This window comes from Nocardia puris (assembly GCF_036051655.1).
GTDB classification, from domain to species: Bacteria; Actinomycetota; Actinomycetes; order Mycobacteriales; family Mycobacteriaceae; genus Nocardia; species Nocardia puris.
The window spans coordinates 3735840-3748306 of record NZ_CP107943.1; the positions used below are offsets into that span (position 1 = coordinate 3735840).

General features: G+C 70.6%; 13 protein-coding genes. 7 read left to right on the forward strand and 6 right to left on the reverse strand.

Annotation, left to right across the window (positions count from 1 at the left end; translation table 11 throughout):
- Positions 1–21 precede the first annotated feature (21 nt).
- On the forward strand, positions 22–645 hold the full coding sequence (locus OHB21_RS17050) for a DUF1345 domain-containing protein (protein ID WP_067510000.1): 624 nt from the start codon (positions 22–24) through the stop codon (positions 643–645).
- Between the two features lie 69 nt (positions 646–714).
- Here the strand turns inward: OHB21_RS17050 and OHB21_RS17055 are convergent, their stop codons facing one another.
- Positions 715–1110: a DoxX family protein gene (locus OHB21_RS17055; RefSeq protein WP_067509998.1), complete on the reverse strand. Its 396-nt coding sequence runs from the start codon at positions 1108–1110 to the stop codon at positions 715–717.
- Between the two features lie 172 nt (positions 1111–1282).
- Here OHB21_RS17055 and OHB21_RS17060 point away from each other — a divergent pair, with 172 nt between their 5' ends.
- Together OHB21_RS17060 and nudC are read left to right on the forward strand one after the other, a co-directional pair.
- On the forward strand, positions 1283–2320 hold the full coding sequence (locus OHB21_RS17060; protein ID WP_067509997.1) for a potassium channel family protein: 1038 nt from the start codon (positions 1283–1285) through the stop codon (positions 2318–2320).
- Positions 2321–2345: 25 nt separating this feature from the next.
- A complete protein-coding gene (nudC, locus tag OHB21_RS17065) occupies positions 2346–3245 on the forward strand; it encodes an NAD(+) diphosphatase (RefSeq protein ID WP_067509996.1) in 900 nt (299 codons plus the stop codon).
- A gap of 37 nt (positions 3246–3282) precedes the next feature.
- Here the strand turns inward: nudC and OHB21_RS17070 are convergent, their stop codons facing one another.
- Complete coding sequence (locus OHB21_RS17070; protein WP_195126242.1) at positions 3283–3513, reverse strand: mycoredoxin; 231 nt, start codon at positions 3511–3513, stop codon at positions 3283–3285.
- A gap of 146 nt (positions 3514–3659) precedes the next feature.
- On the opposite strand from OHB21_RS17070, the gene OHB21_RS17075 reads away from it, so the two are divergent.
- The 3 genes from OHB21_RS17075 to OHB21_RS17085 all read left to right on the forward strand — a co-directional run bounded on the left by OHB21_RS17075 (position 3660) and on the right by OHB21_RS17085 (position 6703).
- Positions 3660–5813, forward strand: a complete 2154-nt coding sequence (locus tag OHB21_RS17075; RefSeq protein WP_195126243.1) for a UvrD-helicase domain-containing protein — start codon at positions 3660–3662, stop codon at positions 5811–5813.
- A 109-nt stretch (positions 5814–5922) separates the two neighbouring features.
- On the forward strand, positions 5923–6273 hold the full coding sequence (locus OHB21_RS17080) for a hypothetical protein (protein ID WP_147265775.1): 351 nt from the start codon (positions 5923–5925) through the stop codon (positions 6271–6273).
- Positions 6274–6412: 139 nt separating this feature from the next.
- Positions 6413–6703, forward strand: coding sequence for a WhiB family transcriptional regulator (locus tag OHB21_RS17085; protein WP_067509991.1), 291 nt, complete (start codon positions 6413–6415; stop codon positions 6701–6703).
- Positions 6704–6913: 210 nt separating this feature from the next.
- On the opposite strand, the gene OHB21_RS17090 is transcribed toward OHB21_RS17085, so the two are convergent.
- From OHB21_RS17090 to OHB21_RS17100, 3 genes are all read right to left on the reverse strand, one after another.
- Positions 6914–8260: an ABC1 kinase family protein gene (locus OHB21_RS17090; RefSeq protein ID WP_084537751.1), complete on the reverse strand. Its 1347-nt coding sequence runs from the start codon at positions 8258–8260 to the stop codon at positions 6914–6916.
- 55 nt (positions 8261–8315) lie between these two features.
- Positions 8316–9179, reverse strand: a complete 864-nt coding sequence (locus OHB21_RS17095; protein WP_067509990.1) for a hypothetical protein — start codon at positions 9177–9179, stop codon at positions 8316–8318.
- A gap of 89 nt (positions 9180–9268) precedes the next feature.
- Positions 9269–10669 carry a zinc-dependent metalloprotease gene (locus OHB21_RS17100; protein ID WP_067509988.1) on the reverse strand — a complete coding sequence of 467 codons (1401 nt, stop codon included), beginning with the start codon at positions 10667–10669 and terminating at the stop codon, positions 9269–9271.
- Positions 10670–10832: 163 nt separating this feature from the next.
- Between OHB21_RS17100 and OHB21_RS17105 the strand changes: the two genes are divergently transcribed.
- Positions 10833–11858 carry a YlbL family protein gene (locus OHB21_RS17105; RefSeq protein WP_195126212.1) on the forward strand — a complete coding sequence of 342 codons (1026 nt, stop codon included), beginning with the start codon at positions 10833–10835 and terminating at the stop codon, positions 11856–11858.
- Between the two features lie 7 nt (positions 11859–11865).
- Here the strand turns inward: OHB21_RS17105 and OHB21_RS17110 are convergent, their stop codons facing one another.
- The gene (locus tag OHB21_RS17110) at positions 11866–12447 is read right to left on the reverse strand and encodes a PPA1309 family protein (protein WP_067509986.1); all 582 of its coding nucleotides are present in this window, start codon (positions 12445–12447) and stop codon (positions 11866–11868) included.
- Positions 12448–12467: the final 20 nt, after the last annotated feature.

Consider the following 12467-nt stretch of genomic DNA (forward strand, 5'->3'; position numbering starts at 1 on the left):
CCCCTTCACCAGGAGACATCGATGATCCGATACGCACTGGCCGGAATCTCGTTCGTGGTCGAATTCGCGTTGATCGCGGTCGGCGTGGTGGTGGTGCTCACCGCCGATTCGGTGGGCGCGCTGCTGCTGTGGGACGCGCTGGCCGTGGTCTACCTCGGTGTGCGCCTGGCCTGGCTGTATCACGACCGGTGGTCGGTGGGTGATCGCGAATTGCGCGGAGTGGCGCGCGATCCCACCGCCCGGTTCTTCGCCCAGGTGTTCACCGTGCTGTGCAGCGTCATCGGCGTGACGGCGGGCCTCGCGATCTCGGTGCGCCCGGAGCAGGGCGCGGTGCCCACCCAGGTGGCGGCCGTGCCCGCGGTGCTGCTGGCGTGGACGCTGCTGCACTTCGCCTACGCCGAGCGGTATCGCGAGTCCTACGTCGCCGCGCTGCCCGAGCGCGTCCTGGACTTCCCCGGCACCCCGTCGCCGCGATTCGCCGATTTCGTGTACTTCTCGTTCACCATCGGCACTTCGTTCGCCGTCTCCGACGTGACGATCCGCGACACCCGCGTGCGACTGGCCGCCGTGATCCACGCGGTGCTCGGGTTCTTCTACAACGTCGCGGTCCTCGGCATCGCGGTCCGCTACCTCACCGAGGGCTGATGCCGGCCGGCCACAGCGTCGTCGCGGCCACTCGGGCTGCCGGCCGACCGCCTCGTGCTCCGAGAGCGCTCAGCCCCGGCCGACCTTCAGCGCGGCGACGATCAGCGGGATCTGCAACGGCAGGCGCAGGATCGTGCCCACCTTGAACGCGGGCGAGGCCTTCTCGCTGCGGCTCACATCGATCGCCATCTGCACGTTCGCGGGGAACACCGCGACGAACAGCAGCGCCGCCAGCTTGCCGCCCAGGGACCGGGTCCGCGGGGCGGCCAGCGCGGCGGCGACACCGAGTTCGGCGACACCCGAGGCGTAGGTGTAGTCGCGGGGTTCGCCGGGCAGCGCACGCGGCACGATCGCGTCGAACGGCTTGGGCATCACGAAGTGCAGGATCCCGGCGCCGAACAGCAGAGCCGCGAGTGCGAGGGCGGGTGTGCGGCTGTCGCCGGCGGGGGATTCGATCTCTGCCATGGTTACCTACCTTGGCATTCGCCGGGCGCTCGCGTCGAGTCCGGGCACCGGCCGATCGACCCGGTAGGCTCCCGGATTGTGCCGGAGGGAGAGACAGTGCCGGAGATAGCCGCCACAGCGGCGCGGCGGGCGGGTGTGCGCGATGTTTCTGGGTGATATCAGGAATCGTGTCATGCGGCCGAGCAAGGCGTCGGGGCCCGACTTCGCGCTGGTGGGTGTATTGCGCATCCCCGCGCCGCAGATCAGTCCGTGGGTATCACTGTGGCGGCGTGTGCTGTTCGCGATCGCGCTGCTGTTCTTGGCCGCGACCGTGGTCTACATCGGCCGCGACGGCTACCGGGACAACACCGGGACCGAACTGTCGTTCCTCGACGCGTTCTACTACGCGACGGTGTCGCTGTCGACCACCGGATACGGCGACATCATCCCGGCCTCGCCGGGGGCGCGACTGGCGAACATCATCATCATCACCCCTTTGCGCGTCCTGTTCCTCATCGTGCTGGTCGGTACCACCATCAGCGTGCTCACCGAACGGTCCCGGCAGGCGTTCAAGATTCAGCGCTGGAGGCGCAAAGTGCGTAATCACACGGTTGTGGTCGGCTACGGAACGAAGGGGCGCACCGCCATCGACGCCATGCTCGGCGACAGCGTGCAACCCGGCGACATCGTGGTGGTCGACACCGATACCGTCGCCCTGGAGCGGGCCGCGAACGCGGGCCTGGTGACGGTCCACGGTTCGGCCACCCAGTCCGATGTGCTGCGGCTGGCCGGCGTGCAGCACGCGTCGTCGGTGATCGTGGCGACCAACCGCGACGACGCGGCGGTCCTGGTGACGCTGACGGCGCGCGAGCTGAACAAGACCGCCAAGATCGTGGTGGCCATCCGCGAGGCGGAGAACATGCACCTGCTGCGTCAGTCCGGCGCCGACTCGGTGGTGGTGTCCTCGGAGACCGCGGGGCGCCTGCTCGGCATCGCCACCACCACGCCGACCGTCGTGGAGATGATGGAGGACCTGCTCACCCCGGAGGAGGGGTTCGCGGTCGCCGAGCGTGAAGTCGAGGACTCCGAGATCGGAGGTTCGCCACGACATCTCAAGGACATCGTGCTCGGCGTGGTGCGCGACGGCGAACTCATCCGGGTGGGCGATCCGGCCGTGGACGCCGTCGAGGCGGGCGACAAACTGCTCTACATCCGGCGCGCGGCGAAGTAGCACCGCGCGGAAGTAGTCTCGAAGCGTGTCTTTTCAGCTGAACGGCATTCCCCTGCTGTCGCGCGCCGCCGTCGACCGCGCCGACGAACTCCGCACCGACGAGCACGCGCTGAAGGAGGGCTGGGCGGGCGCGGGACTGTTGCGCGTCAACCGGCGCGGCCAGGTCCGATTCGACGGCGGGGTGCTGGTGCTGGAGGCGGCCGCCGACCTGTCGGCCGAGCCGAGCCAGGAGGCGGTGTTCCTCGGCATCGCCGAGGGACGGCACCTGTGGGCGGTGCGCGACGACGCTCTGGCCGGGGAGCTGACCGACCTGCGCGCACTCGCCGCGGAGATCGATGATTTCACCGCCGGACTGCTCACCTCCGCGCTCGCGCTGCTGAACTGGCACGACAAATCGCGCTACAGCGCCTACGACGGGTCGCGCACCACCGCCGGCAAGGCCGGGTGGACGCGGGTGACCGAATCCGGGCACGAGGAGTTCCCGCGCATCGACCCGGCCGTCATCTGCCTCATCCACGACGGCGGTGACCGGGTGCTGCTCGCGCGTCAGCACGCCTGGCCGAGCACCCTGTTCTCGCTGCTGGCCGGATTCGTCGAGGCGGGCGAATCGCTGGAGCGCTGCGTGGAGCGGGAGATGCGCGAGGAAGTCGGTCTCGACGTGCGCGACATCCACTACCTGGGCAGCCAGCCCTGGCCGTTCCCGCGCTCGCTCATGCTCGGATTCGCCGCCGTCGCCGACCCGGAGCAGCCGCTGGTGTTCTCCGACGGGGAGATCGCCGAAGCGCACTGGTTCGGCAGGGACGAGGTGCGCGAGGCATTGGCGGCGGGCGACTGGTCGGCGCGGCGTGCGGACGCGCGACTGCTGCTCCCCGGGTCGATCTCCATCGCGCGCACGATCGTCGAGTCCTGGGTGGGCGTGGCCTGACCGGTCGGGGGATGGCCGACCGGGCGTCCGTGGCCGGTCAGGCGATCTTGGCGAGCGCCTGCTGCACGGCCACCAGCGACGGGTTGGTCGCCGTGGAACCGTCGGCGAACTTCACCGTCGGCACCACGTGGTTGCCGTTATTGACGCTGCCGACGAACTCGGCCGAGGCGGGGTCCTGCTCGATATCGACCTCGACGTAGGTGATACCGGCCTCGTCCAGCTGCTTCTTCAGCCGTCGGCAGTAACCGCACCAGGTGGTCGAGTACATCGTCAGGGCGGGGCTTACTTCAGTCACGCGGAGATTCAACGCGGCCGCGCGCGGCGGTGTTCCACCGGCCCGGCGATTTATGGCGTGTCGCACTCGGCGTGTCTTCGTCGGGCGCGGGGCGGGTGGCCGTGTCGGCGGGGACTGCCATGATGGACGCCGTGCCCGCCTTCGCTCTCGATGCCCTCGATCCCGAACAGGCGGCCGCCGTGCAGGCGCCGCGCGGGCCGGTGTGCGTGCTCGCGGGCGCGGGCACGGGCAAGACCAGGACCATCACCCATCGCATCGCGCACCTGGTGTCGGCGGGACACGTCAAACCCGACCAGGTGCTGGCGGTCACGTTCACGGCGCGCGCGGCCGGGGAATTGCGGGGCCGGTTGCGCGCGCTCGGGCTGGGCGGCGAGGCCAACCAGGTGCAGGCGCGCACCTTCCACGCGGCGGCGCTGCGGCAGTTGAAGTACTTCTGGCCGCAGGTCGTCGGCGAGGTGCCGTGGCGGCTGCTGGACACGAAGTTCCAGGCGGTCGCGCGCGCCGCGCACGCCGCCGGGCTCTCGGCCGCCACCGACAGCGTGCGCGACCTGTCGAGCGAGATCGAATGGGCCAAATCCTCGCTCGTCGCGCCCGAGGACTACCCGGCCGCCGCCGCGAGACACCACCGCGAGCCCCCCTACGACGCGCAGCGCGTCGCCGAGGTCTACGCGGCCTACGAGAAGCTGAAGACCACGCCGGAAGGGCTGCTGCTCGACTTCGACGACCTGCTCCTGCACACCGCCGCCGCGCTCGAGGACTTCCCGTCGGTCGCCGACGAATTCCGGGGCAGGTACCGGAGTTTCGTGGTCGACGAGTACCAGGACGTCACGCCGTTGCAGCAGCGCGTGCTCGACGCCTGGCTGGGCGAGCGCGACGACCTCACCGTGGTGGGCGACGCCAACCAGACGATCTACTCGTTCACGGGCGCCACACCCGCCTACCTGCTCGACTTCTCGCGCCGTTTCCCCGACGCCACGGTGGTGCGGCTCGAACGCGACTACCGGTCCACACCGCAGGTGGTGTCGCTGGCCAACCGGGTGATCGGCGCGGCGCGCGGTCGCATCGCAGGCACCCGCCTGCAACTGATCGGCCAACGCCCCGACGGGCCCGAACCCGAGTTCGCCGAATACGACGACGGTCCCGCCGAGGCCGCCGGTGTCGCCCGCCGCATCACGAAGCTGATCGAGGCCGGCACCCCCGCGGCGGAGATCGCGGTGCTGTACCGGATCAACGCCCAGTCCGAGGCCTACGAGCAGGCGCTCACCGAACGCGGCATCCCCTACCAGGTGCGCGGCGGCGAGGGGTTCTTCCAGCGCGCGGAGGTCAAACAGGCGGTCAGCTTGCTGCGGCAGGCGGCGGCGCGCGACGACCTGCCCGAACGCGCCACCCGCGGAACCGACCTGGTCACCCTGGTGCGCGCCGCGCTCGCCCCGGCCGGGCTCACCGCCGAGGAGCCGGCGGGCGCGCAGGCCAGGGAACGCTGGGCCTCCCTCGTCGCGCTGGTCCAGCTCACCGAGGAACTGGTCGAACACGACGCCGAGCTGGAACTGCCCGGCCTGCTGCGCGAGCTGGCCGCCCGCGCCGAGGCCCGGCACCCACCGACCGTGCAGGGCGTCACGCTGGCCTCCCTGCACGCCGCGAAGGGCCTGGAGTGGGACGCGGTGTTCCTCGTCGGGCTGTCCGACGGCACCGTGCCGATCGCGCACGTGCTCGCCGACGACGGATCGGTCGCCGATTTCGCCGCACTCGAGGAGGAGCGCAGGCTGCTCTACGTCGGCGTGACGCGGGCCCGCGTGCACCTGCGCCTCTCGTGGGCGCTCGCGCGCGGGGAGGGCGGCAGGCGCACCCGCCGCCGCTCCCGCTTCCTCAACGGCCTGGTCCCCGACGATTCCCCGGCCTCGCGGGTCGCGTCGGCGGCGGGGCGCACCGAGCCGAAAGGGGTGCGCCCGACCTGCCGGGTCTGCGCGAAACCTCTCATCGGCACTTACGCCACCATGCTCGGCCGTTGCCGCCGCTGCCCCGCCGAACTGGACGCCGCGCTGCTGGCGGCGCTGAAGGAGTGGCGGGCGGAGAAGGCCGAGGCCCTGCGCGTCCGCGAGTTCGTGGTGTTCACCGACACCACGCTCACAGCGATCGCCGAGCAACTGCCCGCCGACGACGCCGCGCTCGCCGCGATCCCCGGGATCGGCGCGAAGAAGATCGTGGACTACGGCGCCGACGTGCTGGCGATCGTGGCGTCGCGAGTACGGTCCACATCACAAAACCGCAGGTAGAAAATAGGTTGTCGGTTCTTCCGACATTGCCTATGGTGGGAATCACGCACTGGGAGGGCATTCCGGTGCGCTCGGATACGACACTACGAGTACAGGAGGGAGGCGGACAGTGAACGACAACATCGCGAATCTCGGCGTGAAATGCGCTGCGATGAATGCTGCTGCCTCCCGGGGGATCCTCGCTATGCAGGGGATCGGTATGTCCTCGGTCGGAGATTTCGGATTCGGTACGCCGGTGCAGAGTGCGCCGGCGCATCTGCCGCTCCCACTGATTCAGGACGAGCCCAAGGGAGGCTGGCGCCCCGTCTTCGGTGCGCCCGCAGGCGATTTCGCCCGCGAAGCCGGCTATGAGCCCGCGCTGCTGCCCATTTCGGCAGACGCCGGGGTCCAGGCGGCACGTCTCCGCACCGCACACCCCGCGACCGTGCTCAGAGATCGACACCCATGTCGAACTAGGTAGGGACTCTCTCCCCACCCTCTGGCCACGGATCGCACGAAGCGAAACCCGTGGCCAGTATTTTTAAGCGGCCCTTCAGCCGATTGCCACCGGTTTCGTGGAGAAACGAACAAACCGCTGCATACGAGCTGAAGGAGAACACGTGTTCCCCGCAGAGAACTGGCCAGAGGCCACCGCTGCCACCCGAGAGGTCACCGCGGTCCTGCCCTGTCGCGCCGGAGACCCCGATCTCTGGTTCGCGGAGAGCCCGATCCAGTTGGAGCAGGCCAAGGCGCTGTGCGCGTCCTGCCCGATCCGCAAGGGCTGCCTGACGGCGGCCATGGACCGGCGCGAGCCGTGGGGCGTCTGGGGCGGTGAGATCTTCGACCAGGGTGTCGTGATCGCCCGCAAGCGTCCGCGTGGTCGCCCGCGCAAGGTCGCGGTCCCGGCATGAGTGCCGGATCCGCCCGCGACAGCGCGCGAATTCAGTCAGGGTCGGCGCTCATGCCGTGCATGGGCGCCGGCTCGTTCACTTCCCTCCCTCCGGGCGTTGACGCCCCACCGTCCGCACCGGACGGCACGCGGGCTCAGGAACGAGAAAGCAGACGAGCCGCTCACCTCGAGATCAGGTGGGCGGCTCGTTTGCGTTGCGGGGGAGCGGGATTCAGCTGGCCGAGCGTTCGTCGCGCAGGCCGGGCAGCCAGGTCGCGGCCAGCTGCATGAAGGGGAGTTCGGCGTCGAGCTGGGCCAGGATGCCCACCGATCCGCCGAGGACCCGGAAGATCATCACGTGTTCGGCCGGAAGTTGCAGCGCCCGTGCCGTTTTCATCTCCTGGGAAGTGAAGTCCGTGGCCTTGCCCGCGACCCGCTGCATCCACCTGCGGGTGAAGTGGAACGACTCGGTCCGGATCGGATCGGCGAAAGGCCGCAAATAGTCGGCGATTTCGGCGTGCGTGACCGTGCGGCCGGGGATCACCCAGCCGTGGTCGTACAGCAGCCGGGTGAGCGCGTCGTAGTCCTCGTCCGCCGCCAGCGCCAGCATCCGCCCGAGCACTTCGGGGAAACCGTTCGGCAGCGGCGCGCAGGCGCCGAAGTCGATGACGGCGAGCTTGCCGTCGCGCAGCATCATGAAGTTGCCGGGGTGCGGGTCGGCGTGCAGCAGCCCCACCGTCTCGGGTGACGAGAAGTGGAAGTGGCCCATCAACAGGCCCACCTTGTTGCGCAGGACGTGCGTGCCCTCCGGGTCCTCCTGGCCCGCCTTGATGATCTGGGAGACGGGGGTGCCGTCCAGCCATTCGGTGACGATCACCTTCGGCGCCGAGGCCACCACCTTGGGCACCACGATGTCGGGATGGCCGTCGAACGCCTTCGCGAACGCGCGCTGGTTCGCCGCCTCGTTGCGGTAATCCAATTCTTCTTCGGTGCGTTCGGTGATCTCGGCGAGGATCGGCTTCACATCGGCGCCCGGGATCACCGACGAGATCAGGCCCGTCATCCGCGACAGCGTCTTGAGATCGGCGCGCAGCGCCTCGTCGGCGCCCGGGTACTGCACCTTCACCGCGACCGCGCGGCCGTCCGACCACACCGCCTTGTGCACCTGGCCGATGCTGGCCGAGGCCGACGGGGTGTCGGAGAAGGAGCGGAAACGCTGCCGCCACCCGGTGCCGAGCTGCTGGTCCAGCACGCGGTGCACGGTCTCGGCGGGCATCGGGGGTGCGGCGGCCTGCAGCTTGGTGAGGGCGTCGCGATAGTGCTCGCCGAACTCCTCCGGGACCGCGGCCTCCATCACGCTCAGGGCCTGCCCGAACTTCATCGCACCGCCCTTGAGCTCGCCCAACACGGTGAACAGCTGTTCGGCGGCCTTCTGGTTGAGCTTGGCGTTGATCTCGGACTTGTCCCCGCCCGCCAGCTTCTTGCCGAATCCGACGGCGGCCCGTCCGGCGATCCCCAAGGGAATCTTGGCTAACTTGGCGTTGCGGGATGAGCTACGGCGCACGATCTCGGACACCACCCCATCATGGCGGACGAGTGGGTGGATATGCCATGGCAAATCCGAGTTCTCACTCTCACATCGCCGCCGCGGCGCCGAGTGCGCGACACCCGCAGTCGGGGTGCGGGGCCCAGTGGCGGCGTTGGAGCACCTGCGAATCCAGGTCCAATTCCAGGGTGGCGTCGAGGGTCGCGGGGGTGCGTTCGGCCGAGCAGGCGACGATCGCCTCGAGTTCGCCGAGGGCCAGCGCGGCGGTGGCGGCCGTCGCTGCGGGGGAGGCGTGACCGACCCGTCCCAGCAGCTGAGCGGCCAGATGCGGCCAGGCCGGATCGAGGTCGGCGCGGGTGAGATCGTGGCAGCGCAGGCAGCTGGTGGCGCCGGGCAGCACCAGCGGCCCGACGAGGCCCTTCCCGTCGCGCACCCGGACCTGGAGGTGGGGTAGGCGGTGCACCACGAGTGCGCCGACGAACCGGGGATCGGCCACCACGGCGTCGGTGAGCACGACCAGATCGGCGCGCGGCGCGGTGGCGGACAGCCTCGGCGTGTCCTCGTTGGTGCGGGTGGCGCGCACGGCGACGCGGCGCAAACCGGCGGTGATCGCGTCCGAGAGCGGCCCGCGCCCGTGGACGCGCACGGTGGTGATCCGGTCGGCGTCGCTCCTCGGGTGGAGCAGCAAACCGGCGGCATCGATCGCGTCGAGCAGGGTCTCGGCGCGTTCGGCGGGGACGCCCACCTCACCGGCCAGCCACAGGATCTGCGGACGGGTGTGCAGGCCGTCGAGCAAGCGCAGGAAGCCCAGCACGGCCTGGGTGTCCAGATCCGGGGGATCCAGCGCGACGGCGCGCTCGGGATCCCAGCCGAGCTGGACGGTGCCGGAGGGGCGGACCAGGACGGTCACCCGGGGATGCAGCATCGGGCCCTGCGTGCGCGTTGTCGTCATGCCAGGAGTATGCGGAGCCGCGCCGGCCCTACCGTCCGCGAAAACCCTTGTTATCCCCAGGATTCGCGGTGTTCACAACCGGGTGTGGATCAGGACGCGTCCGAGTCCTTGCCGAGGTCGGGGCCCTGGTCCCGGTCGCCCTTCTCGCTCTCGGCGCGCTCGCGGGCCTCGGTCTCGGCCAGCTGTGCGAGCGGATCGTCGAACGCCGTGGTGCCGCCGCCGATCACCGAGTCGATGAAGCCGGCGGGAGAGTCGAGATCCTCGGAATCGGGCAGCAGATCCGGGTGCGCCCACACGCCGTCGCGCGCCTCCATGCCCGCGTCGGTGGTGAGCCTGCGCCACAGGTCGGCCGCCTCGCGCAGCTTGCGCGGGCGCAGTTCCAGGCCGACCAGGGTGGCGAAGGTCTGTTCGGCGGGCCCGCCGGTGGCGCGGCGGCGGCGCAGCGTCTCGGCCAGCGCGCCCGCGCCGGGCAGCCGGTCGCCGACGGCCTCGGCCACGACCACCTGCACCCAGCCCTCGATCAGAGCCAGCAGGGTCTCCAGCCGCTCCAGCGCCTGCTTCTGCTCCGGGGTGGTCTGCGGTTCGAACGCGCCCTGGGAGAGGATCTCCTCCAGCTTGGACGGATCGGTCAGCGACATCGGGTCGATGCCCTGGGCGGCCTGCTCCAGCGCCGAGAAATCCATCCGGATACCGCGCGCGTAGTCCTCGACGGCGCCGAGCACCTGCTGGCGCAGCCACGGCACATGCCCGAACAACCGCTGGTGGGCGGCCTCGCGGGCGGCCAGGAAGACCATGATCTCGCTCTCGGGCTGCTCGAGCCCGGCGCTGAACTCCGAGATCGCGGCGGGCAGCAGCGCGGCGGTGCCGCTCGGGCCCAGTGGCAGGCCGATATCGGTGGAGGTCAGCACCTCCTTGGCGAGCTGGCCGAGGGCCTGGCCCAGCTGCGAACCGAACGCCAGGCCGCCCATCTGGCCGAGCATGCCCATCATCGGCCCGGCGAGTTCGCGTGCCTCCGGGGGCAGTTGCGAGGTCCACATGCCCGCGATCTGCTCGGCCACCGGATCGCACAGGCGCTTCCAGGTGGTGAGCGTCTCCTCGATCCAGTCGTTCGGCGTCCAGGCGACGGTCTTGGTCGCGCCCGCGGGCAGCGTGGTGGCGCCGTCGAGCCAGAGTTCGGCCAGGTGCGCCGCGTCGGCGATGGCCTGGCCGGTGCTCGCCGAGACGGGGGCGATGGCGGCGCCGAGCTGCTGGCGGGCCAGCCGCTTGGCCACGTCGTAGTTCACCGGGCCGGACTGGCCGGAACCGGATTGGCCCATGCCGCTGAGCATTTGGCCCAGCGAGGTCAGCATCTGGCCCAGCTGCGAGGGGTCGAACCCGCCCGCCGCGCCGAAACCGAACGGATCGTTCGCACCGGGACCGATGGGTTCCTCACGGCGCTTGCGCGCGTCATCGTCATCACGGTTCGAGAATCCGAACGGGAAGTCAGTCATGCTTCCAACGTTACGCGGATACCACACGCGCGCGATCCGCGGTGGGCCAGCACACGCCGCGTACGCCGGGATTACGCGCACAGCGAAACCGCGACGGCGCGCCACGCGCCGAACTCGCCGCCTGCGGCGCCGGGATCGGGGGACGATCATTATCGTTGGCGGGGTGAATCGTCGGATCCTCACTCTCCTGGCCGCGCTCGTCCCCGTGCTCGTGCTGGGTGTCATCGGCACCGTGGTCAAGGTGCCGTTCGTCGCGCTCGGCCCCGGACCCACCTTCAACACCCTCGGTGAGGTGGACGGCAAGGCGGTGGTCGAGGTGGTCGGCGTCGAGGTCGACCCCACCACCGGCAACCTCAACATGACCACGGTGGCCGTGCGCGACGGGTTGAACCTGTTCGAGGCGTTCGGGCTGTGGCTCAGCGGTCAGCACGGCCTGGTCCCGCGCGCCGAGGTGTACCCGCCCGGGGTGCCGCGCGAGGAGATCGACCGCTCGAATCAGCAGGAGTTCAAGGATTCCGAGGGCCAGGCCGAGGTCGCGGCGCTGAAGTTCCTGGACCTGCCGACCGTGGTGCTGGTGCGCGAGGTGGGCGACGAAGCGCCCGCCAAGGACATCCTGATGCCCGGCGACGAGCTGATCAGCGTCGACGGCGCGCCGATCGCCACCCCCGCCGACCTGGTGCAGGCCGTGTCCACGCGCGCGCCCGACACGCAGCTGACGCTCGTGGTGCGCCGCGAGGGCCAGGAGCGCACCGAGACCGTCACGCTCGGCGCGCGCCCCGACGATCCGGCCAAGGGCTACCTCGGCGTCACGCCCGGCGAGGGCGCGCGCCCGCCGATGGAGGTCACCTTCAACCTCGCCGATATCGGCGGTCCGTCGGCGGGCCTGATGTTCAGTCTCGCCCTGATCGACAAGCTGAGCCCCGGCGAGCTCGACGGCGGCAAGTTCGTGGCGGGCACCGGCACCATCGACGGCGAGGGCAAGGTGGGCCCGATCGGCGGCATCCAATACAAGATGGCCGCCGCGCGCGAGGCGGGCGCGGAGACGTTCCTGGTCCCCGCGGCCAACTGCAACGAGGCCCGGCAGCGCACGCCCGACGGGTTGCGCCTGGTCAAGGTGGAGAATCTGGACGGCGCGGTGCAGGCGCTGAACGCGATCAACACCGGCGCCGAGGCGCCCAGCTGCGGCTGAACCCGTCTCAGTCCAGCGTGTGGCGCAGCGCGTCGAGCACGTTGGGCGCCAGGTTCGGGTAGGTGCGCAGGTCGAGATCGCCGAAGTCGTCGGCATCCTGGTCGGGCTTCAGTTGCAGCAGCGCCAGGCCCGCGCCCTCCCGCAGCACCGCCGCGAACAGCCGCGCCTGCCTGCGCTCCGGATGGGCCTCGGCGGCCGCGCGACCCGCGGCGTCGGCCGCGTCGGCATCGGCGAGCAGCGGGGCGAGCGCGTCGTCGAGGGTGCTTTCCGCGTCGGGCGGCAGCACCACGATCTCCTGCACCAGCACGCAGCCACGCACCGCGGGCGGCCAGCTGGTGGTCGCGAGGAATTCGTCGAGCGCCATCGAGCCGCCGGTGATGTCCTCGGGCAGCGGTTCCTGCGCGATCGGGGTGAGCTCGTCGCCCTGGTCGAGCTGATCGAGCAGGCTCGGCTCGGCGGCGACCAGGTCGGCGGTCGGCACCAGCGCGAACATCTGCGGCGGCCGTCCCCAGCCCTCGGCGTGGGCGTACTCCGCGACCTCGCGGATGGCGCGGGACAGGACGAGTTCGGCGTGCAGATCTGCGGTCACCGGGACATCCTCGCATCACC